The following is a 26,895-nucleotide window of genomic DNA, read 5'->3' on the forward strand; positions in this document are numbered from 1 at the left end:
GGCCCGGACGTCCTCAGCGCCTTCCACGCATGCCTTCCACGCGTCCTCCCCCGCATGCCTCCCGCGGGCGCCGCGGGTGCGGGGCCGGGGACGGCCCCGCACCGGACGGTGTCAGAAGCCGGAGGTCGGGCGCGGCGTGTAGTGGCGCTCCAGCTCCTCCACCTCGTCCTCGGTCAGCTCCAGCGACAGCGACGCGATCGCGTCGTCCAGGTGGTGCGGCTTGGTGGCGCCGATGATCGGCGAGGTCACCGCGGGGTTCCGGGACACCCAGGCCAGCGCGACCTGGGCGCGGGGGACCCCGCGCCTCTCGGCGATCCCGCCGACGGCGTCCGCGATCGACCGGTCCGCCTCCGCGTACAGCCGCGCGCCGAACGCGTCACCGCGGCTGCGCTCCGTCTCGGCGTCCCACGCGCGGGTGAGCCGACCGCGCGCCAGGGGGCTCCACGGGATGACCCCGATGCCCTCGTCCGCGCACAGGGGCAGCATCTCCCGCTCCTCCTCGCGGTAGAGCAGGTTGTAGTGGTTCTGCATGGTGGCGAACCTGGTCCAGCCGTTGACGTCGGCGACCCGCAGCGCCTTGGCGAACTGCCAGGCGTACATCGAGGAGGCGCCCACGTAGCGGGCCTTGCCCGCCCTGACCACGTCGTGCAGGGCCTCGACGGTCTCCTCGATCGGCGTGGTGGGGTCCCAGCGGTGGATCTGGTAGAGGTCCACGTAGTCGGTGCCCAGGCGCCGCAGGCTGTGGTCGATCTCGGTCATGACGGCCTTGCGCGAGAGCCCGCCGCCGTTGGGGCCCGGGCGGGTGCGGCCGAACACCTTGGTGGCCAGCACGATCTCGTCGCGGTCGGCGTACTCGGCCAGGGCGCGGCCGACGATCTCCTCGCTGCTGCCGTCCGAGTAGGTGTTGGCGGTGTCGAAGAAGTTGACGCCCGCCTCGACCGCCTGGCGGATGAAGGGTCTGCTGGCCTCCTCGTCCAGGGTCCAGTCGTGGGCACCCCTGGCGGGATCTCCGTAGCTCATGCACCCGAGGGTGACGCGGGAGACGTCCAGTCCGGTCCGGCCCAGCTTGACGTAGTCCATGGGCTCGCCTTCCGTCGAGGGAGTGGGACGGCACGACTCTAGGGTGCCGGAGTGCTGGCGCCCCGCACGGCCTCCAGGAATCTACGTCGTAAAGCTCCGTGGAGACGCCGGGGCGATACGCGGACGGGTGCGGTGCCGGTCGCACCGCACCCGTCCCGCGTGGCTGTCACGCCTCGGTGGCTCCCACGAGCCAGGCGACCTTGTGGGCCGTGACGCCGAGGCTTCCGCTACTGCCGAGGTAGACCCCGAACGAGGCGATGAACGCGTAGTCGTGCTCTCGGCGCTCACAGATCACGTCCTCAACCGCACACGCGGATGACGGGTTGCGCACGCGCAGACACGGCGACGACTGTTCGTCGACCACGTCCGCCCGTACGTCGTAGCGGGACAGTTCCGCGGCGAGTTTGCCGAGGTGCTCGTGCTCCTCGGAGGGCACACGGGTCGGCTGCTCGTCCCTCGTCTGTCTCGACTTGGCCATGGCGCAGATCCTTTCGTGTCGAGCGTGGTGGCTCTCCTCGATGCCCTGTCGCCATTGTCACCCAGGGTTATATTACTAGTCCGTAACGCGGTTACGACACGCCGTTACTCCACCCAGGCGCCCTCGTACATCACCTCGCGAACGCCGAGGTCGTCGTCGAGCACGACGAGGTCGGCACGCCCTCCGACCTCGATCCGGCCCACCCCGTCCAGTCCCAACGCCGCGGCCGGAACCGACGACGCCGACCGCACGGCCTCGGGCACGCCGACGTCCAGGCCCCGCACGGCGTTGCGCACCGCCTGGGGCAGGACGATCGTGCTGGAGGCGATCGTCCCGCTCTCCGCCAGACGCGCCTCGCCGCCGCTCACCCGCACCCGCAGGTCGCCCAGCGTGTACTCACCGTCGCCCAGGCCCGTCGCCGACATCGCGTCCGTCACCAGGGACACCCTGCCGGCGCCCGCGGCGTCGAACACCAGCCCGGCCGCGCCCGGGTGGACGTGCACGTTGTCCAGGATCAGCTCGACCGTCACGCGCTCGTCGCCCAGCGCGGCGGCGATCGGTCCCGGGTCGCGGTGGCCCAGCGGGCGCATCGCGTTGTAGAGGTGGGTGGCCACCGACGCCCCCGCGTCGAAGGCCGCCAGCGTCTGCTCGTAGGTGGCCTCGGTGTGCCCCACCGCCGCCACCACGCCGGAGGAGGCCGCCGCGCCGATCAGGTCCAGCGCTCCGGGCAGCTCCGGGGCCACCGTGACCATGCGCACGTGCCCCCGTCCGGCCTTGAGCCAGCGGTCGAACTCGGCGGTGTCAGGGTCGCGGAGCAGTTCGGGGTCGTGCGCCCCGCACCTGGACCGGGAGATGAAGGGGCCCTCCAGGTAGATGCCCGCCAGCTCGCCCGCGTCGCACAGCTCGGCCAGCGCCGCCACCTGGCGGACGGTGTCCTCCGGGGTGGCCGCCACGAGGCCGCCCACCAGGGAGGTCACACCCCGGGAGCGGTGGAACGCGATCGTTGCGCGGACGCCCTCGGGGTCGGTCTCGGTGAACGCGTGCCCGGCGCCGCCGTGGACGTGGGTGTCGACCAGCCCGGGGACGACCCAGGCGCCGCCGAGGTCGCGTCCGCCGGGAACGGGGTCGTCCGATCCGAACGCGGCCACGCGGCCGTTCTCGATCCTCAGCCATCCCTCGTGGACCCCGTCGGGGGTGACGGCGCGCGCGTTGGTGAGTGTGACGGGGGTGTGGGCCATGTGAGGGGTCCCTCGTGTCGTCTCGTCGGTGTGTGTCGCACATTACACAGGCCTTCGGGGCCGTCACCGCGGGCTTCCGTATTGCCTGCAGAGCTGGGCGATCCCGCTCCCTGGGACGGCTGTCCGAGGGCTGGACCGCCCACCGTGGTGGGCGTGCACGCATTGACGATAACGGCCGGGGCGCCTCATGATGGAGACATGTCCGCCGGTGAGCTGCTTGTCCAGCGCCTGCATGTCGATCTGAGACAGCAGGCGAGCGCGCTCTGTCGTAGCTAGCGCCCTGCGGGGCCCCGCCCCGCGCCTCCGTGCCCTGTCGCAGACACCGGACGCTCATCTCTCCCCTGGGTTCTGTCGGGACCGCACCGCGGTCCCGGAAGCAGACCTGCCAGGCCCGACACAGGCGGTTTCCGGACAGCGCCGTCCGCTCCCCGTGTCGGATGCGAGGAACCGCGAGAGTCCAAGGACGTTCGTCATCCCCTCCTTCCGGTGTCAACCGCCTCCGCCGTCTTCTCCGGCTGGTGTCCCCTCCGATCCCGGCTCGCTCTGTTCGAACCCAGGAGTTCTCGCATGACCCGCTTCACCGTGCTCGTCGCCGCCCCCCAGGTCCGCTCCTCCGTCCGTGACGCCGCCCTGCGCGCGGCCTCCGAGGTCGCCGCCCGCGCGGGTGTCGGCTCCCGTCCCGACGTCATCGACATCGCCGAACTGGGCGCCGAGCTGCTCTCGGAGTCCTCCGCCGCCGTCGGGGCCGCGCTGGCGAAGGTGCGTGAGAGCGATGTCCTGCTCGTCGCCTCCCCGCAGGCGCACGGCACCTACACCGGTCTGCTCAAGGTCTTCCTCGACCGCCTGCCCGAGCTGGGGCTGGGCCACACGGTCGCGATTCCGCTGGCGGTCGTGGAGGACCTGCGCAACAGCCGGGGCATCGAGGAGGACCTGCGCATCCTGCTGGCCGACCTGGGCGCCTGGGTGGCCGAGCCCGGCCTGATCCTGGCCGAGGGGGAGACCGGCCAGCCCGACAGCGTGGTGCGGGCGTGGGCCGACGTCGCCGCCCCGGGCCTGCGCGAGGCCGTGTCGGTGGCTGTCTGACAGGGTTTCCTGTGGCAGCGGTCCCGCGGTACCGGGGGAGGCGCGGACGAGTTCCGCCCTCCCCCGTCATCGAAGGGGTGTGTGCCGCCCCCGCGCACGCCCACCGTCTCCGCGCGGTCTACGCGTGGGCGCGCCTGCGGCTGGTGTCCGCCTCGGCGGCGGCCACGTTGCCGCGGACCAGGACGACCACGACGAGGGTCAGCGCGAACCCGCCCACGCGCAGGGCCAGCATGACGGGGTCGTCGGGCAGCCGCTCGCCGAACAGGATCGTGCCCGTCACGACCATGAACACGTTGCCCACGACGTTGGACACCGGAGCGGTGATGGAGGCGCGTGAGCGCTGGAGCGAGGTCTGGAAGAGGACGATGCCCACCGCCCAGCCCACCGCGTACAGGTAGGGGTAGGGCGACAGCAGCGCGGGGACGACCGCGTCCCACAGACCGTGGTCGGCCAGCAGGCCGCCCAACCCCTTGCCCTGGAGGCCCGCGCTGCCCTGGGCGAAGCCCGCGGCCGCGCCCAGGGCGGCGGCGGACACGTAGCGGCCGCGGCCGCCGGCCAGGCCCACGACGACCAGGCACACCGCCACGGTGAGCAGGCTGACGGTGATGAGCAGCGGGGTGTCGGCGGTGGTCCCGGTCTCGGCGCCCTCGGCGGTGGACAGGCTGAGCAGGCCGAGCGCGACCGGCATGATGCCGAGCGCCACGTACTCGCCCCGCGTGAGGCGCTCGCCCAGGACGAGGGTGATGACGAGGATGCCGCACGCGACCCCGGCGGCGAAGGCGGGCTGGGCCACGGACACGGGCGCGAGGCCGAGTGAGACGATCAGGCCCACGCTGCCCAGGGCGGCGAAGAGGCAGCCGAGCATCCAGCGGGGGTTGGTGAGAAGGACCCGGGCCAGGTGGAGGGGGCGGTTGATCGAGATCGACTCCGCGCCGTGCAGTGCGCGCTGTTCCACGGTCAGGCCGACGGTGTAGACCACCGCGGACAGCAGGGCTGCCAGGAGTCCGGTCACGGGGGCCCTGCTTTCCGTCGGGGCGCGGAGTCGAGAGGCAAGCAGCGGCCGCTAACGTCGGTGTAGGCGGTCCCGCTCAGCCGCAGAGAGTTGACGAATTCTATATAACCAGTTCTAGTCTTGTCTGACGAACCCCCTGTGGGGGGTAGAACCCGTTATGGGAACGCAGGGGGCGCGGTGCGCGGATCCGAGAAACGCTCCGTGTGGTGGTCGCGCGTGGCCGACCGTTTCGGGAAGCCTCAGCTCCGCCGCTTGGGCCTGCGCCGGTCCCAGGCCCGTGAGCCGCGGCGGCCCCGCCCGCCGCTGTCCCGCTCGGGGCGGCTCCTGGACCGGTGGCCCGGGCGGCTCCGCCTCCCGTGGCTCCGGCCCCGCTGGGACAGCCACTCCCGCTTCGAACCCGGGCCCCTCGGGCTGCTCGGGGTCATGCTCTCGGCGATGGCGGTCACCCTGCTGCTGATCCAGACCGGCTCCGGGGGAGGGGCCGCGGAGGACGGGCGCACCGAGGAACCCGTCACCGTGCCGGGCCCGCCCGACGGCGAACTGCGCGTCATGGTCGTCGGCGACTCGCTCTCCCAGGGCAGCAGCGGCGACTACACCTGGCGCTACCACCTGTGGTCCCATCTGCGTGAGGCCGAGGTGGAGGTCGACTTCGTCGGCCCCTACGACGGCGTGTACGGGCTGGCGGACCGGGAGTTCGGCAACCAGGACTACGCCGACCCCGACTTCGACACCGACCACGCCGCCCGCTGGGGCACCACCGCGCAGGACCTGTCCGCCGGGGCCGCGCGGGTGGCCGCCGAGTACCAGCCGCACTACCTGCTCCTCCTGGCCGGAACCGAGGACATCCTGGCGGGCGACGACGCGGACAGCGCGCTGGAGGGGGTCGGCGAGACGGTGTCCACGGTGCGCGTCGTGCGGGGGCAGACCCGGTTCGTCCTCGGGGAGCTGCCGCCGGTGGAGGACCCCCGGGCCAACGCCGAGATCGACCGGTTCAACATGGGGCTGGTGGACCTCGCCGCGCAGCTCACCTCCAGCGACTCCCCCGTGGTGGTCGCCCGGATCGCCGACGGGTACGCCTCCGTCAACGACAACTGGGACGAGGCGCACCCCAACGCGCGCGGCGAGCTGAAGATCGCGGCGGCCTTCGCCGATGCGCTCGCCGAACCGCTGGGGGTCGGCCGGACCTACCGGCGGCCGCTGCCGGATCTGGCGGTGGGCCCCGCGACCGCGCCCGAGCCCGTGGCGGAGGAGTCCGACGACGGCCTCGTGCTCAGCTGGGACGCCGTACCCGGCGCGACCGGCTACCGGGTGGTGCAGCGGCGCATGGGACCGGACCCGGACGAGGCCGCCGTGCTCCCCGTGGACGTGCGCGTCGACGGGGACAGCCGTTCCGTGCTGGTGGAGGCGCTCTTCAGCGGAGCCCGCTACGAGTTCGTGGTGCGCTCGTTCAAGGGCAGGGACGAGGGGGCGGAGTCCGAGCCCCTCCAGTGGGTGTGGGACGACGACCCGCCTCCGGGGCCGTCCTGGCTGCGGGTCGTCGACGGCGGGGCGACCGTGGAGTGGGAGGACGTCGAGGAGGCCTCCCACTACGAGGTGTGGGTGCGCGCGCTGGACTGCGGCGTGGCCGACGACCGGCGCGTGCCCGTGCCCGAGGGCCGGTTCGCGCCCGCGGCCGACCGCGGCCGACACGCCTTCCCGGCTCTCGACCGGCGCGTGCCCGTGGACGGCGGCCCGTACGCGCCCCTGGAGGGTGACCGCGCCTCGGAGGCCCCCGTCGAATCGCCCGCCCCCAGCAGCGGACCGTCCGACCCCGAACCCGACGCGGGCCCCCGGCCGCAGCCCACACCCGCCCCCACACCCGCTCCCACGCCGTCCGAGCCGGAACCCGGGCCCGTCGCGCCCGCCCCGGACTGCGAGCGCCGCGACGGGCTCGGTCCCGGGGACGGGCAGGGATGGCGCACGCTGGGCCCGGCGGGGGAGGAGCCGCGCTGGTCGGCGACGGTCTCCGGCCCCTACGAACTCGTGGTCCGCTCCTACCGCGACTACGTGGAGGGCGGCTACTCCGACAGCGTTCTGCTCGCTGGGGGCTGACGGCGGGGCGGGGGCTGTTTTCCTGGGGCGGAGGTCTGATGGTGTCGGTCGTAGGGCTGGTGTTCCGGCGAGTGCGGGGAGGAAGGGGCGCCCGGTCGCTGCCCCGCCTGCTGCCGTGGGCGGTGGGGCTGCTCGCCGGTGTGCTGGCGCTCGGCCCCGCGCTGGGGCCCGGGTACGTGCTGCGCTACGACATGGTGTTCGTGCCCGACCTGTCGCTGGGCACGGTGCTGCGGGGCGCGGACGGGTTTCCCCGGGCGATTCCCAGTGACGCCGTGGTGGCGGCGCTGTCCGCGGTCCTGCCCGGGGACGTGGTGCAGTCGCTGGCGCTGCTGGCGGTGTTCGCCGTGGGCGGGGCCGGTGCCGCGCGCCTGGCGCTGCGTGTGCTGCCCCGTGGGGGCGCCGGGGCTCTGGTGGCGTCGGCCGCCGCCGGAACGGCCTACGTGTGGAACCCGTTCGTGGCCGAGCGGCTGCTGTTGGGCCAGTGGGCGATGCTGCTGGGTTACGCGGGGCTGCCGTGGGTGGTGGGGGCCGCAGTCCGTCTGGCGGAGGTGCGGCCGGGCGCGGGGCTCGCCGGGCTGGTGCGCGCGCTGGTGCCCGCCGCGGTCGGCGGGTTCTCGTCGGTGGTGCTGACCGCTCTCACCGCCGGTCCCGTCGCCCTCACCTCCCGCCCGCGCGCGCCGGTCTGGCGGGCACCGGGCTGGTGGGCGCGTGCGGGGCTGTTCGCGCTGGCACTGGTGGTGGTCTCCCTGCCCTGGCTGCTTCCGTCCCTGACCAGCGGGGCGGGCACGGACCCGGCCGGTGTGGCGGCGTTCGCGGCCCGCTCCGACACCCCGTTCGGGGTGGTCGGCTCCCTGCTGCTCCTGGGCGGGGTGTGGAACTCCGGTGCGGTTCCGGCGGGTTACGGCGAGCCGGTGACGGCCGCGGCCCGCCTGCTGCTGTGCTTGCTGGCGCTGGTGGGCTGGGTGTGGTTGCTGCGCCGGGAGCGACCGGGGTTCGGCCCCGGCCTGTCGGCGGCCGCCGCCCTGGGCCTTCTGATCGCCCTGCTGGGCGCCACCGGACCGGGGCGTGCGCTGCTGGTCTGGCTGATCTCCGCCTGGCCGGGGTTCGGGCCGCTGCGCGACGGCCAGCTCTACGCGGCCCCGTTGTCCCTGGTCCAGGCGCTCGGCCTCGGCGCGTGCGTGTGGTGGCTGGCCGGGCGGGAGGGCGCTGCGCTGCGGACGGGGCTCGCGGTGTTCGTGGCGCTGCTGCCGGTGGTGGTGCTGCCGGGGCTGCTGTGGGGCGCGAGCGGTCGGCTGGCCCCGGTGCACTACCCCGGGGAGTGGCTGGCGGCGCAGGAGGCGGTGGCCGCCGACGACCGGCCCGGGGCGGTACTGGTGCTGCCCTGGAGCGCCTACCGCGGACCCGACTGGGCGGGACGGGCCGCGGTCGTCCTCGACCCGGCGACCAAGCTCTTCGACCGGCGCACCCTGTGGAACGACGACCTGGTCGTGGGCACCCCGGACGGGGGAGAGGTGGTCGTGACCGGCGAGGACGCGCTGGCGCGGTGGGCCGCCGGGGTGCTCGGACCGGACCCGGAGACGGGCCTGCCCGAGCGGCTGGACGCCGCGGCGCTGGGCGGGCTGGGGGTGCGGTACGTGGCGTTGTCCGCGCCGGTCGATAACCGGTTCTGGTCAGGTGTGGAGGGCCTGTCCGTGGTGGTGGAGGGTCCCGACATGGTTCTTCTCCGGGTGCAGGACCAGCATGTAAAGGCTGACAAAGCTGGCATTCCGGGGTTGGAAGTTACCAGCGGGTTAGTTACAGTTGGGGCAATCATCTGGTCTATGGCTAGATCAGGTTCTAGTCTCGTTTTCCAGCGCTCCGGCCCCAGCGCGGGATCGGGCGCGCGGAAGGAGATCCCCAAGTGATCAAGGTAATCGCCGCCTGCGTCATCGGCGCGGCCCTGGCGGGAGGTGCCACCTTCGTGGCCACCAACCTCGCCACGGACTCGACCGCCACCGCGGAACCGGTGAACGAAACCCTCTACAACTACGGCGACCGCTAGGACGGCCGTACGGCGGAGGTCCGCGGGCGCTCCGCCCCCAGCGGGGCGCCCCACTCCCCGACCCCCGCGGCCCCGGGCACCGTCCCCCGGCCGCCCACCACCACCGACGTCCGGCCCACGGGCCTGTTCGGCGTGCGCCCCATCCTTCCCCCAGGTGGTCGCCGTGCGTGCTCGACCGCACGCGCGAGGTAGCGGCACGCGGTCCGGCCGGACACCGCGCGGAAGGAGAGCGTGTGGTCTTCCAGAAGGTCCACCGGATCCGCCAGGAGGCGGAACCGGGCCTGCCCGCGGTCACCGGGGCCCCGGCCGCCGTCGTTCCCGCCCAGGTCCCCCTGACCGGCACGGGCGCTCCCGCCGTCCCAGACAACACCGGTACCCCCGCCATCCCAGGTGTTCCAGCCGAAGCAAGCGCCCCAGGCAGTACCGGTGCCCCCGTCAACACGTCCGTCACCGCCAGCACAGGCGTCCCGGCCAGCACGGGCGCGCACACCGTCCCGGACGCACCCACCGACCTCGGTCCGCGTCTGGACGGCGTCCGCCTGGTCATGGTCAACTGGCGCGACCCCTGGCAGTCCACCGCGGGGGGAGCCGAGGAGTACTCCTGGCGGATCAGCCGCCACCTGGCCGAACGCGGTGCCATCGTCACCTTCCTCACCAGCCGTGAACCCCACCAGGCGCGCGTGGAGACCAGGGACGGGGTCGTCATCCGCCGCATGGGCGGCAGGTTCACCGTCTACCCGCGCGTCATGGCGTGGCTGACCCTGTGGCGCCGCGAGTACCAGCTCGCCTTCGACTGCATGAACGGCGTCCCCTTCCTGTGCCGACTCGTCCTGCGCCGCAGCACGCGGGTGGTCAGCGTCGTCCACCACGTCCACGACCTCCAGTTCAACGCCTACTTCCCGGCGCCGGTCGCCTGGCTGGGCCGCATGCTGGAGTCGGCCGTGGCCTCGCGCGTCTACCGCCGCTGCACCACCGTCACCGTCTCGGAGTCCTCCCGCCGGGCCATGCGCGAGAAGCTGGGCTGGCGTGCGCCGATCGAGATCATCCACAACGGCGGACTCCCCGGGCCGCAGAAGCCCCTCGACGACGCCCCCGCCCCCGCCGACATGGGCTGCCCGGCCGTGGTCAGCCTGGGCCGCCTGGTCGTCCAGAAGCGGGTCTCGCGGGTGGTCGACCTCGCCCGCGCGCTGTGCGAGGAGCACCCCGACCTGAAGGTGCACATCATCGGTCGCGGCCCCGAGGGCGGACCCCTGGCCGAGCAGGTCGCGCGCGACGGCACGGGCGACCGCGTGCGCCTGCACGGCTTCCTGTCCGAGGAGGACAAGAACAGCGTCCTGGCCTCGTGCCGCCTCCACGTCACCGCCTCCGAGTTCGAGGGCTGGGGGCTGACCGTCATCGAGGCGGCCCGCCTCGGCGTGCCCACCGTGGCCTACGATGTGGACGGACTCCGCGACTCGGTCCGCGACGGCGAGACCGGGTGGCTCGTGCGCGAGGGCGAGGAACTCGCCGACGCGGTCGCGCGCGCCCTGGAGGAGCTGTCCGACCCCCGCCGGGCCGAAGCCGTCCGCCGCGCCTGCCGCGCGTGGGCGTCCCGGTTCACGTGGGAGGCCAGCGGCGCGCGGATGACCCGGCTCGTCGCCGGGGAGCTGGGCCTGCCCGGCGCCGCCGAACCGGACGGTTCCACCGCCCCCACCCCCACCCCCACCCCCGCCCCCGACGCCCCGCCCCCCACCTCCGCCACCCCCGTCACCACCTCCGCACCGAGCACCCCCGTCCCCCCCACCCCCGACGACCCGGGCACCCCCGCCGCCCGGAACACGGCAGCAGGCAGGAAAGCGAAGACGTGACTCCGACGGAATCCACCGCCAGGCGCGAACCGGAGGATTCCCGCACACCGCCTTCCACCGACCCCGGCGGCGCCGATCCCCGCCTCCTTGCCCGGCTGAAGGTCCTCACGGTGTGCCTGCTCCTGGGAGCGCTGGCCGCCAGCATCGACCCCGGCAGGATCGTCAGCGACACCAAGCTCGACCTGACGGCCGACCCCCTGGGGTTCATGGAGCGCGCCCTGCACCTGTGGGACGCCTCCTACTTCGGCCAGATCCAGAACCAGGCCTACGGGTACTTCTTCCCCAACGGCCCCTTCCACCTGCTGTTCGACCTGCTCGGCATGCCCGACTGGCTCCTCCAGCGCCTGTGGATGGCCGTCCTGCTCATCGCCGCGTTCACCGGCGTGTACAAGGTCGCCGGGGCGCTGGGCGTCGGCACCGTCAACACCCGCATCCTGGCCGGGGTCGCCTACGCGCTGGCCCCCCGCGTGCTGACGCTGCTGTCGTACAACTCCGCCGAGTTGCAGCCCATGCTGCTCATGCCGTGGATCCTGCTGCCGCTCGTGCTCGGGGCCCGGCACGGCCGCTCGCCCGCCCGCATGGCCCTGCTGTCGGGCCTGGCCTTCCTGCTGTGCGGCGGCACCAACGCCGCCTCCGAGCTGGCCGTCCTGGTCGTGCCGGGGCTCTACCTGCTCACCCGGGCGAACGGCCCGCGCAAGTGGCGCCTGATCGCCTGGTGGACGGCCGCGCTGGTCCTGGCCTCGTTCTGGTACGTCGCGCCGCTGCTCCTCATGGCGCGGTACGTGTTCTCGTTCATGCCCTACACCGAGGACGCCGCCGTCACCACCGGCGTCACCTCGCTGCTCAACGCGCTGCGCGGCACCTCCAACTGGATGGGCTTCCTGCCCGACCAGGGCAACACCGCGCTCCCCCCCGGGGCGGAGCTGTCCACCGCCCCCTGGCTGATCGCGGTCACCGCGCTGGTGGCGGGCCTGGGCCTGGCCGGGCTGGTCAACCGGCGCACCCCCGAGCGGCCCTTCCTCATCGCCAGCCTCCTCACCGGTACCGCGGTCATCGTCGCGGGCTTCACCGGCGACCTCACCGGCCCCTTCGCGGGGACCATGCGAGACCTGTTCGACGGCGTCCTCTCCCCGTTCCGCAACGTGCACAAGTTCGACGCGCTCGTACGCCTGCCCCTGGTGATGGGCCTGGCCCACCTGCCGGTGGTGGTGGCCCGGGACCTGGCCGACCGCAGGGGCACGCCCGTGCCCGGACACGTGCGCCGCACCGTCGCGGGCGCCAGCGCCGCCGTCCTCGCGGTCACCCTCGTGCCCGTCGGCACCGTCGGGATCGCGCCCGCGGGCGGCTTCGTGCAGATCCCCGACTACTGGCACGAGGCCACCGACTGGCTGGAGGCGCGCGCCGACGAGCGCGGCATGACCATGGCCCTGCCCGGTTCGGCCCGCGGCGAGTACGAGTGGGGGCGCCCCATGGACGAACCCCTGCAACCGCTGTTCGAGGGGGCCTGGACCAACCACCAGATCATCCCGTGGGGTTCGGCGGGCGTCTCCCGCATCACCCACGAGATCGACCAGCGCGTCTCCTCGGGCCGCGGCTCCGCCGGGCTCGCCGACACCTTCGCGCGCATGGGCGTCACCCACCTCCTCGTGCGCAACGACCTCCAGCGCACCGGCAACAACGGCGGCTGGCCCGCCCGCGTCCACCAGGCCCTGGCCGACTCGCCGGGTATCACCCTGGCCGCCGAGTTCGGCCCGGTCATCGGCTCACTGGACCACCAGTCCGCCTCCCAGTGGTTCGACCAGCCCTACCAGGCGCTGAGCGTCTACGAGGTGGAGGACGCCGCGCCCGCCGTCGGCACCGTGCCCGCCGACGAGGTGCTGCGGGTCACCGGCGGTCCCGAGTCCGTGCTCCACCTGGCCGAACAGGGGGTGGTCGACGACGACCGCCCGATCCTGCTCGGGGACGACCCCGGAGCCGGGGAGGTCGCCGCCCGGGACACGATCGTCACCGACACCGCCCGCCGCCGCGAGGTGGTCCACTCCGACGTGCGCCGCAACGTGTCGGCCACCCTCACCGAGGACCAGGGGCTCGAACGCGACGTCCCCGCCCCCGACGTCATCGACCCGGCGTGGGAGGACCACGTCGCCCACGCCGAGGACATCGGGATCGCCTCGGTGAGCGCCTCCTCCGCCGAGAGCGGGGTGGGGGCGCGCGCCGCCGACCGCGACCCGGGGCACGCCCCGCACGCCGCTCTCGACGACGACCTCACCACCTCCTGGCGCTCCAGCGCCTTCACCGGCGCCCTGGGGGAGTGGATCGAGGTCGAGTTCGAGGAGCCCCAGGACCTCACCGGACTCAGCGTCGCCTTCGAGCACCTGCCCGGCGAGCCGCCGCCCTCCCGGGTCACCCTCGTCACCGACGGCGGCGAGGCTCAGGTGCCCGTCGCCGAGACCGAGGAGCCGCAGGAGCTGACGGCCCCGCCCGGCACGACCACCACGCTGCGCGTGCGCGTGGACGAGCTGGCCTGGGAGCCGGAGTACCGGTTCGGCACCCGGGTGGGCGTCGCCTCGATCTCCGTGCCCGGCCTGGAACCGGCCCGCACGCTGCGGGTCCCCGGGCCCGCCGACACCGGAACGCTGCTGTTCACCGGCTCCACCGGTACCGCGCCCGGCTGCATGGAGGGCTCGCACGTGTGGGTGTGCAACCCCGACCTCCAGGTGCAGGGCGAGGACGCGCGCCGCCTGGACCGCACGTTCGAGCTGTCGGCGGAGTCGGCCTCCGCCCCGCACACGGTCTCGGGCGGGGTCGTGCTCACCGACCCCCGGGAGGCGGAGAACGCCGCCAACCGGGCCAGCCCCCACCCGCACGTGAGCGCCTCCTCCACCGCCGTGCAGCACCCCGCCGCGACGGGCCGGGGCGCGCTGGACGACGACGAGAGCACCGTCTGGTACCCGGACCCGGAGGAGAGGAACCCCTGGCTCGACATCGAGTTGGGCGCACCCACCGAGATCGGGTACCTGGAGGTGGAGTTCCCCCGCGCCGACAGCGTGCTGCGGCCGATCCGGGTGACCGTCGAGGGCGGCGGCACGGTGCGCGAGGGGTGGCTGGACGGCAGCGGCCGGGTGGACTTCGCCGAGTTCACCGCGGAGTCGCTGCGGGTGACCTTCGAACGCCCCGAGGGCCAGGCCCTGGAGATCGGCACCGTCACCCTGCCCGGGGTGGAGCCGGTGGAGCCGCTGCCCGAGGGCGACGCCTCCACCGCCTGCGGCCTGGGCCCCACCCTGCGCGTCAACGACCAGCGGGTGGAGACCCGGATCAGCCGGGGCACCCTCGCCGACCAGCTCACCGGCCGCCCGCTGCGCTACGAGAGCTGCACCGACCTGGACCTGGTCGGGGGCGAGAACCGGATCGTGGTCGATCCGGGCAACCGCTACGAGGTGCGCTCGGCGCTGGTGGAGTCCGCCGACCCGGTCTCGGACCGCCCCGAGGTCACCATGGCCGAGGTGGAGGAGGTGCACGCGTGGGGCCCGGGCGAGCGCCGCTTCGACGTGGACGTCGCCGAGGACAGCCTGCTGGTGGTCAACGAGAACTTCAACGAGGGCTGGCAGGCCCGTCTGGAGGGGGCGGACGCGGCCCTGGAACCGGTCCGGCTGGAGGGCTGGAAGCAGGCCTGGGTGCTCCCCGCGGACAGCGCGGGCACCGTCACCCTGACCTACGCGCCCGACTCCGCCTACCACAGAGCCCTGGCCGTGGGCGCCGCGCTGGCCGCGGTGCTGGTGGTCGCCGCCCTGTGGCCCAGGCGCCTGCTGCCCGGGGGAGCGGCGGCCGGGGCCGCGGCGCCGCGGGGCGCCCGCGCCCTGCCCGACGCCGGGCCCGGGTGGCTGGGGCGGCGGATCGTGCTGCCGCTGGGCCTGGCCTACGGGGTGTGGGTGGCCGGTGCGGTCGGAGCCGCCCTGGTCGCCGTGATCCTGGTGTGCGTGTGGTGGCTGGGGCGCAGGGCGCCCCGGAGGCTGCGGCACGCCAAGCCGGGACGGCCGTCCATGGGCGGCCGCCTGCTGCCCCGCCTGGCGGGGCCCTGGCCGGTGGTGGTGTCGTTGGCGCTGGCCGGGCTGGCCATGGGAGCGGGTACCCACCTGGCGCTGTACATGCCCTTCCACGACGTGACCGAGGTGTTCGGGGGAGCGCTGCGCGGCTGGGTGTCCCAGCTGCTGTGCCTGCCCGCGCTGGCCAGGCTCGTGCTGACCCTGGGCCAGCCGGGCGACGGTGAGGACGCCGACGCCGACCCGCCGTCGGTCCGCGCCCGAGCGGCCGCGGAAAGCGCCGGTGGCGGCGGGACGGACGAGGCCGCTCCGTCCCGTGGTGCGCCCGATGAGGTCGGTGCTGTCGTCGGTGCCGGGGCAGGCAGGGCCAATGGGGCCCATGCGGCTCCTGAGGGATACGGGCCTGACAGTGCCGGGGCCAGCGGGGCCAGTGGGTCCAACAGTGCTGCCGAGAGCCCGGGGGCCCCTGCGAACGGCGAGACCGACGGTGCTTCCCGAGGCGCAGGTTCCTCCGAGGGCGACGACGACCGGTGGGAGAACGATCCCGAGGAGGCCCGGACATGAGCGCGTTCAGCGCCGGGGAGGCCGTCCCCAGCCAGGTCGGCCCCGAACGCGGGCCGGGGCGTTCCCTGCCCCGGGGCACCCTCCTGGTGGCCGTGGGCGCCTTCCTGCTCACCCTGGCCGCCCTGCTCCCGCTCTACGTGTACGAGCGGGTGGCACCGCTGCCCGCCGAGGCCGGGTTCGACATCCGCATGCTGGACGAGGACGCCGGTTACCTGGACACCTCCACGTGGTCGTGGGTGGAGTTCGCCGAGGTCACCCGGGTCACCCGGGTGGACGCCTCCGCGCACGGCGACGACTGGTCGGCGTGGGAGATGTCCGTGGACACCTCCGTGCCCGACCGGATGATCGACCACTGGAGCCGCCGCGTCATCGTCGACCGGGAGAGCGGTCGGGCGGTCAACTGCTGCGGTGAGCACGTCGACGGCGACCGGGCGGTCCGGCAGGCGGGGCTGGTGTACTTCTGGCCGCCCGGGGACGAGGAGGGCGAGTACCCCTTCTACGACGCCGAGGTGCGGTCGGCGCCGATGCTGGAGTTCCAGGAGTGGGAGGAGGTGGCGGGGGTGCCGGTGCGCCGGTACAGCCAGTGGATCGAGTCCACCCAGGTGCCCGACTCGGCCCGCCCGGTGCCCGCCTCCCTGTTCCGCCCCGGGGCCTCGGGAACGGTCACCGCCACCCGCTGGCTGGAGGTCAGCCGGACGTTCTGGGTGGAGCCGGTCAGCGGGATCGTGGTCAACGCCCACGAGACCCGCGCGGAGACCCTGCGCCCGCAGAACGACAGCGGCGAGGCACCTCTGCTGTACGCGCAGCTGGTCCTGGACGAGCAGCAGGTCGCGGCCCGGGCAGAACAGGCCCGCGTGCGCTCGGTGCTGCTGCGGGCCCTCTCCTCGTGGGCCCCGTGGACGCTGGCCCCGCTCGGTGGCCTGGTCGTGCTGGCCGGCCTCGTCCGGGCCCGGCGGGGCCGGGACGCGGACGGGGGAGCGGAGCGGGGGGCCGCCCGCGCGGAGGGGGAGCCCGCCGCACCGACGCCGACCTGAGGTCCGGCGCAGTCGGTCGGACGGGCGGGCGGAACCGGCGGGCCGGCCGGGCCGTACCCGGTGCCCGAGGGGTGGGAAACACCGGCGGATACGGGTGTTCCGGGAGAGAACGAGCTGTTTCGACCGTAGGATCACACCTATGTGCGGTCGTTATGCCCAGTCCAGGAACGTGCACCAGTTGCAGCTCGCCTTCGGCCTGCCCGAGCAGGCACTCCCCGAGGAGACCGATCCCCGGGCGTGGCCGCCGCTGGAGGAGCTGGACCCGGACTACAACATCTCTCCCGGCAGGCCCGTGTACGCCGTGCTCGGCCCGCCCCCGCAGGCCGACGACCGGGGCGAACCGGGGCCCCGCTCCCTGCACACCCTGCGCTGGGGCCTGGTCCCCTCCTGGGCCAAGGACCGCAACATCGGCTACCGGATGATCAACGCCCGCAGCGAGACCATCGCCGACAAGCCCGCCTTCCGCACGGCCTTCCGCCGCCGCCGCTGCCTGCTGCCCGCCGACGCCTACTACGAGTGGCAGCTGATCGGCAGGGACGGGACCGTGCAGGCCAGCACCTCGCCCGTCACCGACCCCCACCACAGGAAGCGCAAGGCCAAGGCGGACAAGAAGCCCTACTCCATCCACTACCCCGACGACCGGCCGCTGGCCATGGCGGGGATCTTCGAGCGCTGGCGCGACCCGGAGGTGGCCGAGGACGACCCCGCCGCGTGGGTGTGGAGCTGCGCCGTCGTCACCACCGAGGCCGCCCCCGAACTCGCCCACATCCACGAGCGCATGCCCGTCGTCGTGCCCTCCGAGGACTGGGCGGCCTGGCTGGACCCGGGAACCGGGGCCGACGAGCTGGCCCACCTGCTCCAGGACACCCCGGCCGACCGCTTCGACGTGGACGAGGTCTCCACCGACGTCAACAGCATCAAGAACAACCGCCCCGACCTGCTCGAACCGCTCTCGGACGTCGGTGGCGGCGAGCCGGAGACGCTCTTCTGACCCGGGGAGCGCGGCACGGACCCCTCCCGCTCCGAACGGTGCGTCCTGTGCTGCCCGCCCTGCCGGGTGTGGCGTGCGGGGGACAGTTTTGTATCCCGGGGACGGTGGACAACCCCTCCTGACGGACGGATACAGTGTCCGGGGCCACACCGGCCGGGTCCGCCCGGTCCGGCGTGCCCGGGGCGCCCGAGGCGTCCCCACATCTTCATACGCAACGCGGGAGCTCGCGCCATGGCGGGCTGAGAGGGCGACTCAACGGTGTCGCCGACCGCAGAACCTGTTCGGGTAATTCCGACGTAGGGAGGCATGCCATGACGGCTCTCGACGGCCGCGACGTCAGTTCCACCGCGGACCACCGGGTGACCACCGGTCCCATCATGGGATCACGCAAGGTCCACCGGGAGGTCGCCACCCCCGAGGGGCACACCCTCCGCGTCCCGCAGCGCCGGGTGGAACTCAGCAACGGCAGCCACTTCGACCTGTACGACACCTCCGGTCCGTACACCGACGACACCGCGCACATCGACGTCCACCGGGGCCTGCCCCCGACCCGGGGGGAGTGGGCCCACGCGCCCGCCCCCTCCGGTGGCGCGACCACCCAGCTGGCCCGCGCCAAGGCCGGGACCATCACCCCCGAGATGCGTTTCGTGGCCGCCCGCGAGGGCGTGGACCCCGAGTTCGTCCGCCAGGAGGTGGCCGTGGGCCGGGCGGTCATCCCCGCCAACCGGTGCCACCCCGAGTCCGAGCCGATGATCATCGGCAAGAACTTCCTGGTCAAGATCAACGCCAACATCGGCAACTCCGCCGTCACCTCCTCGGTCCCCGAGGAGGTGGAGAAGATGGTGTGGGCCACCCGCTGGGGCGCCGACACCGTCATGGACCTGTCCACCGGCAAGCGCATCCACGAGACCCGCGAGCGCATCCTGCGCAACTCGCCCGTCCCGATCGGGACCGTGCCCATCTACCAGGCCCTGGAGAAGGTCAACGGCGACCCGGCCGCGCTGAGCTGGGAGGTCTACCGCGACACCGTCATCGAGCAGTGCGAGCAGGGCGTGGACTACATGACCGTCCACGCGGGCGTGCTGCTGCGCTACGTGCCGCTCACCGCCCGCCGGGTCACCGGCATCGTCTCGCGCGGGGGCTCCATCATGGCGGCCTGGTGCCTGGCCCACCACAGGGAGAGCTTCCTGTACACCCACTACGAGGAGCTGTGCGAGATCCTCCGGGAGTACGACGTCACCTTCTCCCTCGGCGACGGGCTGCGGCCGGGATCGATCGCCGACGCCAACGACGAGGCCCAGTTCGCCGAGCTGCGCACCCTGGGCGAGCTCACCCACATCGCCCGCGCGCACGACGTGCAGGTGATGATCGAGGGGCCCGGGCACGTGCCGATGCACAAGATCGCGGAGAACGTGCGCCTGGAGGAGGAGCTGTGCGGCGAGGCGCCGTTCTACACGCTCGGCCCCCTGGCCACCGACGTCGCACCCGGCTACGACCACATCACCTCCGCGATCGGCGCCGCCCAGATCGGCTGGCTCGGTACGGCGATGCTGTGCTACGTCACCCCCAAGGAGCACCTGGGGCTGCCCGACCGGGACGACGTCAAGACCGGCGTGATCACCTACAAGCTCGCCGCGCACGCCGCCGACCTGGCCAAGGGCCACCCGAAGGCGCAGGAGTGGGACGACGAGCTGTCCAAGGCGCGCTTCGAGTTCCGCTGGCAGGACCAGTTCCACCTGGCCCTGGACCCCGAGACCGCGCAGTCCTTCCACGACCAGACCCTGCCCGCCGAACCGGCCAAGACCGCGCACTTCTGCTCCATGTGCGGGCCGAAGTTCTGCTCCATGAAGATCACCCAGGACGTGCGCAGGTACGCCGAGGAGAACGGACTGGAGACGGTCGCCGCCATCGAGAAGGGCATGGCCGACAAGTCCGCGGAGTTCGCCGAGCAGGGTAAGCGGGTCTACCTGCCCCTGACGGAGTAGGGGGCCGCGGAGCAACGGGGAGGGGCGGGGGCGCGGTGGCGTCCCCGCCCCGGTGCGTCCGCCCCGTCGGCGGAGGGCGGTCCTCGGGGCGGCGGGGCGGTTTCGCGGGGTCGCCACCGGCGGGAGCGGGGCACGGCCACCCCCGTGTCACCCCCGCTCCACCGGAGTGTTGGCCCCCGTACGACCTGGGATTTCGTGCGCGGCGGCGAGTCCCAGCGTTCACCTGACGGCAATTAGTGCACCGACGGTATCGAAACCGCCGGTTCACGAATCCCCTGTTGCCTCGGAGGCGTCACATTCCTCCCTCCGCCAAGGAGCGACGGTATGCACCGCCACCCCCGTCCCGCACTCACCGCACTGACCGCCCTCTCCGTCCTCGCGCTGGCCGCCTGCGCGCCCGCCGAGGGGGACACCGCCGACGAGGCCCTCGTCTTCGCCTTCCCGCCCGGGACCGACGACCCCGAACAGCTGGCCCAGGTCGAACCCGTCTCCGACCACATCGCCGAGGCCACCGGGCGCGAGGTGGTCACCGAGTCGCCCGCCGACTACATGGGAGTCGTGGAGGCCCTGCGCCAGGGGCACGTCGACGTCGCCCTGCTCAGCCCCTTCGCCACCGCCATCGGCCAGCAGGCCGGAGGCCTGGACGTGGGCCTGGTCTGGGAGGCCACGGACGACCCCGCGTCCGTGCTGCTCACCCGCGCCGACAGCGGGATCGAGACGATCGCCGACGTCGAGGGCCGCCAGGTCGCCTTCGTGGACCCCGGCTCCACCACCGGCCACTTCATGCCCCGTGCCCTGCTCAAGGAGGAGGGGCTGGAGGCGGGGACCGACTACGAGATGACCTTCGCGGGCGGCCACGACTCGGCCGCCCTGGCCCTGGCCCAGGGCGGGGTCGACGTCGCGGCGACCTCGGCCACGCTCGTCGGGACCCTCACCGAGGCGGGCGTCATCGACTCCGAGGAGGTCGTCGTCCTGGCCGAGAGCGGCCCCATCCCGGTCGGCGTCACCATCGTCTTCTCCGAGGACGTGGACGAACGGACCCGAGCCGCCGTCGTCGAGCGGCTCCCGGAGCTGGTCGAGGGGGACGAGGCCCTCACCACCCTGGTGGGCGAGGGGGAGGCCATCGCCAACCCGGACGCGGAGGTCTTCGCACCGCTGCTGGACGTCGCCGAGTCCGTCGGCCTCGAACTGGAGGACATCCGATGACCGCCGACGCCACCACCGCGGCCGCGCGGACCCGGCACACCGGCCGGGACGTGGACCCGCTGACGACACCGGTCGTCAGCGTCCGCGGCCTCACGGTCGTCTACGACACCGCGCCGGTCCTGGACGGGGTCGACCTCGACGTCGCCCCCGGCGAGGTCGTGGCGCTCCTGGGCCACAGCGGCTCGGGCAAGTCCACCCTCATGAGGGCTCTCACCGGCATGGCGCCCGTGACCTCCGGAGAACTGCGTGTGGCCGGACGCGACGCCACCGCGCTGCGCGGACGGGCGCTGCGCTCCCTGCGCGCCGACGTCGGACACGTCTTCCAGCACTTCCACCTGGTGCCCCGTCTGTCCGCCCTGGCCAACGTCCTCACCGGCGGACTGCACGAGGCCGGGCCCGCGTCCAGGATCGGGGTGTTCTCCCGCGAGCAGCGCGTCCGCGCCCTCGCGCTCCTGGACCGGGTCGGGCTGGCCGACCAGGCCCGCCAGCAGGCGCGGACCCTCTCCGGCGGCCAGCAGCAGCGGGTGGCCATCGCCCGCGCCCTCATGCAGGACCCCGGACTGATCCTCGCCGACGAGCCGGTGGCCTCCCTGGACCCGCGCCTGGCCGGTTCCGTCCTGGGGCTGCTGTCCGAGCTGGCCCGCGAACGCGGTGTGCCCGTGCTGGTCAGCCTGCACGTGGTCGCCCTGGCCCGCCGCTACACCGACCGCGCCGTGGGCCTGCGCGAGGGCCGCGTGGTCGCCGACCTGGCCTCCGCCGACCTGGACGGGGCCGCCGTGCGCGAGATCTACGGCGCCGACACCGAGTTCGGCACCGACACCGACGAGTCCGCGGCGCGACGCGGCGCCGCCCCGCTCCCCGGAGGTACCGCGTGACCAGCCGACCCGAACCCGCGCCCGCACCCGGGGACCCCGCCTCCGGCGGCCCCACGGCCCGGGGCGGGCCCGCCGACCTCCCCGAGGATCTGCGCCGCCTGTCCTCCCCCTGGCAGCCGCCCGGGCCGAAGGGCACGCTGACCATCGTGGTCGGTGCCGCCGCCGTCGCCTGGTCGGCGGCCGGATCCGGGTTCAGCCCGTCCGCGCTGGCCGAGGGGGTGCCCGCCATGGGCTCCTTCCTGTCGCGGCTGTGGCCGCCGGACTTCGGCAAGGTCGCCACGATCGTCGAACTGCTCGTGGAGACCCTCCAGATGGCGGTCCTGGGCACCCTGCTCGGCGCCCTGCTGTCCCTGCTGCTGAGCTTCGCGGCGGCCGAGAACATCGCGCCGCGCCCCGTCTACCTCGCCGCCAGGTTCGTCCTCAACGTCCTGCGCTCCGTCCCCGAACTGATCTTCGCGCTGATGTTCGTCTCGGCGGTCGGCCTGGGGCCGTTCGCCGGGATCCTCGCCATCACCCTCGGTTCGGTCGGCACCATCGCCAAGGTCTACGCCGAGGCCATCGAGTCAGTCGACCCCGGGCCGGTGACCGCCCTGAGAGCGGCCGGGGCCTCCTCCGGCCAGGTCATCACCTTCGGGATGCTGCCCCAGGCCGCGCCGATGCTCACGTCGTACACGCTGCTGCTCTTCGAGGGCAACGTCCGCGGCGCCACCATCCTCGGCCTGGTCGGCGCGGGCGGCATCGGCCTGGAGCTGACCACCGCCCTGCGGCTGTACGACTTCGGCCACCTGTGCGCCATCGTCATCGGGATCGTCCTGCTCGTGACCGTGATCGACCGCCTGAGCGCCCTTGTCCGCGCCCGTCTGACCGCCTGACCCACGTCCCTCCGGTGAGCCGAGCCCCGGCGGCCCGCCCTTCGAACCAGGAGCACCATGAGCACCACAAGCCCCGAGAAACCCGCCCTCCCCGCCGAGGCCCCCTACCTCCCCGTATCCGTCGAGCCCAGCGTCCCGGTCAACTTCCGCGACCTGGGCGGCGTCGCCGTCCACGGCGGCCGGATTCGCCCCGGCCTGGTGTTCCGCAGCGACGACCTGGCCACCGCCACCCCGGACTTCGTCCGCTCCGCGTGCCGGGAGCGGGGCATCGGCCACCTCATCGACCTGCGCTCCCCCGGGGAGGTCGCGTCCACCGGCAGGGGCCCGTTCGCCGACCGGGAGGTCACCGGGCACACCGTGGACTACCACCACATCACGTTGAGCGTGGACCTGACACCCGGAGGGCGCGACCTCGCGAGCCTGCCCACCACCCCGGAGGGGGTCGCCGCCTTCTACGCGGACATGGCGGACCGCTCCGCCGCGTCCCTGGCCACGATCCTCACGCTCCTCGCGTTCACCGACCGGCCCGCGGTCTTCCACTGCGCGGCGGGCAAGGACCGCACCGGGGTCCTCGCGGCCCTGCTGCTGGGGGCGGTCGGGGCAGGGGAGGACGCGGTCGTCGAGGACTACGCCCGCACCGACGCCGCCATGCCGGGGATCAACCGGCGCCTGGCACACCTGATGGGGCCGCTGCTGGCGGAGCTGGGAACGGACACCGCGGCCCCGGGCAACCCCATGATGCGCGCTGACGCCGAGACCATGCGCGCCTTCTGGAGGACCATGACCCGGCGGCACGGCGACCCGCTGGGCGGGCTGCGCGCCGCCGGGTTGGACGGGGACGTCGTCCAGCGCTTGCGCGGACGTCTCGTGCAGGACGCCTGACCGACACCGAGGTCCGGTAGAGTCCTGCGGTTCGGCCCGGGAGGGGCGCCGACCCCTCCCGGCCCCGGACCCGGCGCCGTGTGCGAGCCCTGCGGCCGCGGCGCGGCGTGCCGGTCCGCGCCGCCGGACGAAGGACCCGGGACGCTCCCGGGAAGGACACCGAGACACTGAGGAAACCCATGCCCACGCAGCCCGCACGCGGCCCGGGACGCCCCCGCGAGGAGGCCGCCGGACGCGTGCTGCTGGACGCGACGGTCGAACTGCTGCTCGAACACGAGGACCCGGGCAGGGTGACGGTCGCCGCGATCACCGACCGGGCCGGGGTCGCCCGCGCCACCCTCTACCGGCGCTGGGAATCACGGGAGGAGCTGATCGCCGAGGCCCTGGACAGCGTGCGCGAGACGCCGCGCATCGCCGACACCGGAGACCTGCTGGCCGACCTCGAACCCTGGTTCGGGCCCGAGGCGGTGGACGACGACCCGCGGACCCACCGGCTGGTCCGCACACGGCTGATCCAGGCGCTGAGCAACCCCGAGCTGCGCCGTGTGTACTGGGAGAGGTACATCCGCCCGCGCCGGGAGCCGCTCATGGCCCGGTTGCGCGCGGAGGCGCGCCGGGGAGGGCTGCCCGCGGACACCGATGTGGAGACCCTCGCCGAGCTCATCGCGGGGGTGGCGTACTACCAGATGTTCGTCCGACCCGACGACGGACGCTACCTCGACCGGATGCGCCGTGCCGTGCGCCTGCTCCTGGGTGTCCACGGAGAGGAGCGCTCCCCCGCCGAGGGGACGGACTGAGGCGCGCCCGGCGGGCTCCGCGGGGACGCTCGCCGAACGCGCCCTAACCGGGCTTGCGCGCGCTCGCCACCAGGTGCACGCCCACGTAGTCGTCGGACTCCGTGGCGCGCAGTTCCATCTCCACCAGGCGTCCCATCGACCTCGGGTCGCGCGCCAGCATCATCTCCACCGTGGAGGCGGACAGCACCGTGCGGGGCTTGACCCACTCCAGCTCCAGACCGGCGTCGGTGAGAGCCTCGGTGAGCTGCTCGGCTGTGAAGCACCGCGTGATGGAGCCGTCCGGCCAGGGCACCAGGAGCACGTCCGCGTTGGGCGCGTGGCTCAGCTCGGGCCAGCGGTCCTGCTCGGCCAGCATCGCCATGCCCAGCACCACCGAGTCCACGCACAGCAGGGCACGGCCCCCCGGGCGCAGCACCCGGCTGACCCGCGCCAGGGCCTCCTCGGTGGCCAGGTGCCTGGACAGCACCCGGTTGTCGGCGATGACCCCGTCGAAGGAGTCCGGGGCGAAGCTGCGCAGGAAGGCGGAGTCGCCCACCACGTGGCGCAGCCGTCCGCGCCGGGCCGGCCGGGGCACCATCGCGCGCCCGTTCACCAGGGTCAGCGGGCGGCGCACGGCCACGTCCACCGAGGGCAGCAGGGTGACCACGTCGTGTCCGGCGGCCACGGCGCGCGGGGCGCCCTGGTAGTCCGCGCCGGAGAGGTCGAGCAGCAGGGAGGGGGAGTCGGGGAGCCACCGGGCGACCTGCGCCTCGGCGACCGCCCAGTAGAACCGCCAGTAGTCCGACAGGCGGTCGGGAGTGGCGAACTGGGCCGCCGTCGACCGGGGGCGGTCGGAGGCCGGGGTCGGGGACGGTCGCACGTGCACTCCTCTCCCATTCTCCAGTGTGTCCTACCCGCACTCTGCCATGCCTCACCTCCGGCGACGGAGGTAAACGACAAAGTTCGCCCAGGGAGGGGACCTTCGTCCCCGTGCGGCGCGGAATCAGCTCGCGCGAAGCGTTGTTCTCCCCTACACCGCGTCCGGAGGCCAGATCGTCCGGGCACGCCACACGCGAGTATCCGGGGAGGGCCGACAGACCATGCCGACAGCCGCGACGTGCCTGGAGCGCGAGGAGACGGCGACGGCGCCACGCGGCGCCGATGCGCGGGTCCACGCCACGGGACCGTATCGTTGGGGTATGGACGCCCCAACCGGGACCAGCGCGAGGAGGCCGACGGGCTTGGAACAGGGCCAGGAGCAGGAGACAGCCGAGGAACGGGAAGAGCGCTTCGAGAGGGACGTGCTTCCCTTCCTCGACCAGCTCTACTCCGCGGCGCTGCGGATGACCCGTAACCCCGCCGACGCGGAGGATCTCGTACAGGAGACCTTCGCCAAGGCGTTCGGTTCGTTCCACCAGTTCAGACAGGGGACGAACCTCAAGGCATGGCTCTACCGCATCCTCACCAACACCTTCATCAACTCCTACCGCAAGAAGCAGCGCGAACCGAAACAGGCGGGGACCGAGGACGTCGAGGACTGGCAGCTGGCCCAGGCCGCGTCGCACACCGCGGCGGGTCTGAAGTCCGCTGAGGCCGAGGCGCTCGAACACCTCCCCGACACCGACGTCAAGCGGGCGCTCCAGGAGCTGCCCGAGGACTTCCGGATCGCGGTGTACCTCGCCGACGTCGAGGGCTTCGCGTACAAGGAGGTCGCCGAGATCATGGGGACGCCCATCGGGACGGTCATGTCCCGGCTGCACCGCGGGCGCCGCCAGCTCAGGTCGATGCTGGAGGAGTACGCGGTGGAGCGGGGGTTCCTGCCGGCGAGGGCGGCGGCCGAGGCCGGCGCGGTCGCCTCGGGGTCGTCCCCGCGCGGACGGGGACAGGACGTCTCGGATCGAGGAGACCGGCAATGAGCGGCGGCCACGGCGAACACAGCGACACCCCGTGCAGCGAGGTGCTCGACAAGCTCTACACCTACATCGACGGCGAGCTTGAGGAGGGCAACTACGAGCAGGTCCGCGAGCACCTGGACGGGTGCGGGCCCTGCCTCGACGAGTACGGGCTCGAGGAGGCGGTGAAGAAGCTCGTGGCCAAGCACTGCGGCTGTGATCCGGTGCCGATGGACCTGAGGGACAAGGTGCTCAGCCGCCTGGCCCGGGCGCGCACCGAGCAGCTGGCCCGGGAGGCGCGCGTGGAAACCCCCGGCACACCCTCCTGAGGGGACCGAGTCCGACCGCGCCCGTTATACAACCAAACCTGGCACACCTGGTGGCGGAAGCTGGAATTCCAGCTTCCGCCGCCTTTTTGTTGGACTTTGTGCCCTGTTCCGTTATTAGTGCGCTCTGAAGTGGTGTGTTACTTTTATGCGCCTTTGTGGGAATGTCGTGCCGTATTCCCCGTGCCTGTCGGGTTTTTGGTCAGGCGCTTCCCGGCCGCCTTCCCGGCTCCTCCCCCGACACGCCCGGCACGCCCGGGCCGTTCCTGGTCGTGACCGACTCGGAATGATTTTTCTCCCGGCTCCAGAGGCCGTTTCGCGTGGTTACCTGGGGTAGTCATGCCTGGTGGCTTCGGTTGGTGGTGGCTGGGGCAACTGCCCGTGCGGTGGATCTTCGTGCGTCCGCGGATCAGGGGGTGCGGTTACGTAGGGTGATCGGAGCGCACCACTAATTGAATTCGTAATTCCATATTCCGGAACTTGGTGCCAGGGAGAAGGGGTGCGATGGCAGTAGTTCGGGTTGGGGGTAATCGGGGCGCTGTCGTTGCCCGTTAAACTGGACGCCATATCCAACGAATGGGG

The 26,895-nt window shown here is 73.3% G+C and carries 21 protein-coding genes; 16 read left to right on the forward strand and 5 right to left on the reverse strand.

Annotated features, from left to right (window positions below):
* Window positions 1–111 precede the first annotated feature (111 nt).
* From FYW99_RS11835 to nagA, 3 genes are all read right to left on the reverse strand, one after another.
* Window positions 112–1,080, reverse strand: coding sequence for an aldo/keto reductase (locus FYW99_RS11835; protein ID WP_150252046.1), 969 nt, complete (start codon window positions 1,078–1,080; stop codon window positions 112–114).
* Window positions 1,081–1,246: 166 nt separating this feature from the next.
* On the reverse strand, window positions 1,247–1,558 hold the full coding sequence (locus tag FYW99_RS11840) for a hypothetical protein (RefSeq protein ID WP_013154720.1): 312 nt from the start codon (window positions 1,556–1,558) through the stop codon (window positions 1,247–1,249).
* 104 nt (window positions 1,559–1,662) lie between these two features.
* Window positions 1,663–2,796 (reverse strand): N-acetylglucosamine-6-phosphate deacetylase, encoded by a 1,134-nt coding sequence (gene nagA / locus FYW99_RS11845; RefSeq protein WP_150252047.1) that lies wholly within the window; start codon window positions 2,794–2,796, stop codon window positions 1,663–1,665.
* A 567-nt stretch (window positions 2,797–3,363) separates the two neighbouring features.
* On the opposite strand from nagA, the gene FYW99_RS11855 reads away from it, so the two are divergent.
* Window positions 3,364–3,879, forward strand: a complete 516-nt coding sequence (locus FYW99_RS11855) for an NADPH-dependent FMN reductase (protein WP_150252048.1) — start codon at window positions 3,364–3,366, stop codon at window positions 3,877–3,879.
* A gap of 118 nt (window positions 3,880–3,997) precedes the next feature.
* On the opposite strand, the gene FYW99_RS11860 is transcribed toward FYW99_RS11855, so the two are convergent.
* Window positions 3,998–4,891 (reverse strand): hypothetical protein, encoded by an 894-nt coding sequence (locus FYW99_RS11860; RefSeq protein ID WP_150252049.1) that lies wholly within the window; start codon window positions 4,889–4,891, stop codon window positions 3,998–4,000.
* A 177-nt stretch (window positions 4,892–5,068) separates the two neighbouring features.
* Here FYW99_RS11860 and FYW99_RS11865 point away from each other — a divergent pair, with 177 nt between their 5' ends.
* The 13 genes from FYW99_RS11865 to FYW99_RS11920 all read left to right on the forward strand — a co-directional run bounded on the left by FYW99_RS11865 (window position 5,069) and on the right by FYW99_RS11920 (window position 24,116).
* Complete coding sequence (locus FYW99_RS11865; protein ID WP_150252050.1) at window positions 5,069–6,982, forward strand: fibronectin type III domain-containing protein; 1,914 nt, start codon at window positions 5,069–5,071, stop codon at window positions 6,980–6,982.
* A 38-nt stretch (window positions 6,983–7,020) separates the two neighbouring features.
* The gene (locus FYW99_RS11870) at window positions 7,021–8,886 is read left to right on the forward strand and encodes an MmpA family trehalose lipid delivery protein (protein WP_223838935.1); all 1,866 of its coding nucleotides are present in this window, start codon (window positions 7,021–7,023) and stop codon (window positions 8,884–8,886) included.
* Window positions 8,883–9,023 (forward strand): hypothetical protein, encoded by a 141-nt coding sequence (locus tag FYW99_RS31745; protein WP_168443978.1) that lies wholly within the window; start codon window positions 8,883–8,885, stop codon window positions 9,021–9,023. Before FYW99_RS11870 ends, FYW99_RS31745 begins: the two co-directional genes overlap by 4 nt.
* A gap of 233 nt (window positions 9,024–9,256) precedes the next feature.
* Window positions 9,257–10,870: a glycosyltransferase family 4 protein gene (locus FYW99_RS11875; RefSeq protein ID WP_150252051.1), complete on the forward strand. Its 1,614-nt coding sequence runs from the start codon at window positions 9,257–9,259 to the stop codon at window positions 10,868–10,870.
* Window positions 10,867–15,474 (forward strand): alpha-(1->3)-arabinofuranosyltransferase, encoded by a 4,608-nt coding sequence (locus tag FYW99_RS11880; RefSeq protein ID WP_150252052.1) that lies wholly within the window; start codon window positions 10,867–10,869, stop codon window positions 15,472–15,474. The genes FYW99_RS11875 and FYW99_RS11880 overlap by 4 nt, the downstream gene beginning before the upstream one ends.
* A complete protein-coding gene (locus tag FYW99_RS11885; RefSeq protein WP_150252053.1) occupies window positions 15,471–16,508 on the forward strand; it encodes a cell envelope lipid trafficking protein PgfA in 1,038 nt (345 codons plus the stop codon). The genes FYW99_RS11880 and FYW99_RS11885 overlap by 4 nt, the downstream gene beginning before the upstream one ends.
* A gap of 139 nt (window positions 16,509–16,647) precedes the next feature.
* Complete coding sequence (locus FYW99_RS11890; RefSeq protein ID WP_150252054.1) at window positions 16,648–17,499, forward strand: SOS response-associated peptidase; 852 nt, start codon at window positions 16,648–16,650, stop codon at window positions 17,497–17,499.
* A 311-nt stretch (window positions 17,500–17,810) separates the two neighbouring features.
* Window positions 17,811–19,484 carry a phosphomethylpyrimidine synthase ThiC gene (gene thiC / locus FYW99_RS11895; RefSeq protein WP_317846989.1) on the forward strand — a complete coding sequence of 558 codons (1,674 nt, stop codon included), beginning with the start codon at window positions 17,811–17,813 and terminating at the stop codon, window positions 19,482–19,484.
* Between the two features lie 324 nt (window positions 19,485–19,808).
* On the forward strand, window positions 19,809–20,690 hold the full coding sequence (locus FYW99_RS11900; RefSeq protein WP_150252055.1) for a phosphate/phosphite/phosphonate ABC transporter substrate-binding protein: 882 nt from the start codon (window positions 19,809–19,811) through the stop codon (window positions 20,688–20,690).
* The gene (locus FYW99_RS11905; protein ID WP_150252056.1) at window positions 20,687–21,565 is read left to right on the forward strand and encodes a phosphonate ABC transporter ATP-binding protein; all 879 of its coding nucleotides are present in this window, start codon (window positions 20,687–20,689) and stop codon (window positions 21,563–21,565) included. Before FYW99_RS11900 ends, FYW99_RS11905 begins: the two co-directional genes overlap by 4 nt.
* Window positions 21,562–22,437 (forward strand): phosphonate ABC transporter, permease protein PhnE, encoded by an 876-nt coding sequence (gene phnE / locus FYW99_RS11910; protein WP_223838937.1) that lies wholly within the window; start codon window positions 21,562–21,564, stop codon window positions 22,435–22,437. The genes FYW99_RS11905 and phnE overlap by 4 nt, the downstream gene beginning before the upstream one ends.
* A gap of 57 nt (window positions 22,438–22,494) precedes the next feature.
* Window positions 22,495–23,319, forward strand: a complete 825-nt coding sequence (locus FYW99_RS11915) for a tyrosine-protein phosphatase (protein ID WP_150252057.1) — start codon at window positions 22,495–22,497, stop codon at window positions 23,317–23,319.
* Window positions 23,320–23,498: 179 nt separating this feature from the next.
* Complete coding sequence (locus FYW99_RS11920; protein ID WP_150252058.1) at window positions 23,499–24,116, forward strand: TetR/AcrR family transcriptional regulator; 618 nt, start codon at window positions 23,499–23,501, stop codon at window positions 24,114–24,116.
* 43 nt (window positions 24,117–24,159) lie between these two features.
* Here the strand turns inward: FYW99_RS11920 and FYW99_RS11925 are convergent, their stop codons facing one another.
* Window positions 24,160–24,981: a methyltransferase domain-containing protein gene (locus FYW99_RS11925; protein WP_150252059.1), complete on the reverse strand. Its 822-nt coding sequence runs from the start codon at window positions 24,979–24,981 to the stop codon at window positions 24,160–24,162.
* A gap of 313 nt (window positions 24,982–25,294) precedes the next feature.
* On the opposite strand from FYW99_RS11925, the gene FYW99_RS11930 reads away from it, so the two are divergent.
* A complete protein-coding gene (locus tag FYW99_RS11930; RefSeq protein WP_150252060.1) occupies window positions 25,295–26,011 on the forward strand; it encodes a sigma-70 family RNA polymerase sigma factor in 717 nt (238 codons plus the stop codon).
* Window positions 26,008–26,316: a mycothiol system anti-sigma-R factor gene (gene rsrA / locus FYW99_RS11935; protein WP_017567728.1), complete on the forward strand. Its 309-nt coding sequence runs from the start codon at window positions 26,008–26,010 to the stop codon at window positions 26,314–26,316. Before FYW99_RS11930 ends, rsrA begins: the two co-directional genes overlap by 4 nt.
* Window positions 26,317–26,895: the final 579 nt, after the last annotated feature.

The sequence above is a fragment of the Nocardiopsis deserti genome, assembly GCF_008638355.1.
GTDB classification, from domain to species: Bacteria; Actinomycetota; Actinomycetes; order Streptosporangiales; family Streptosporangiaceae; genus Nocardiopsis; species Nocardiopsis alborubida.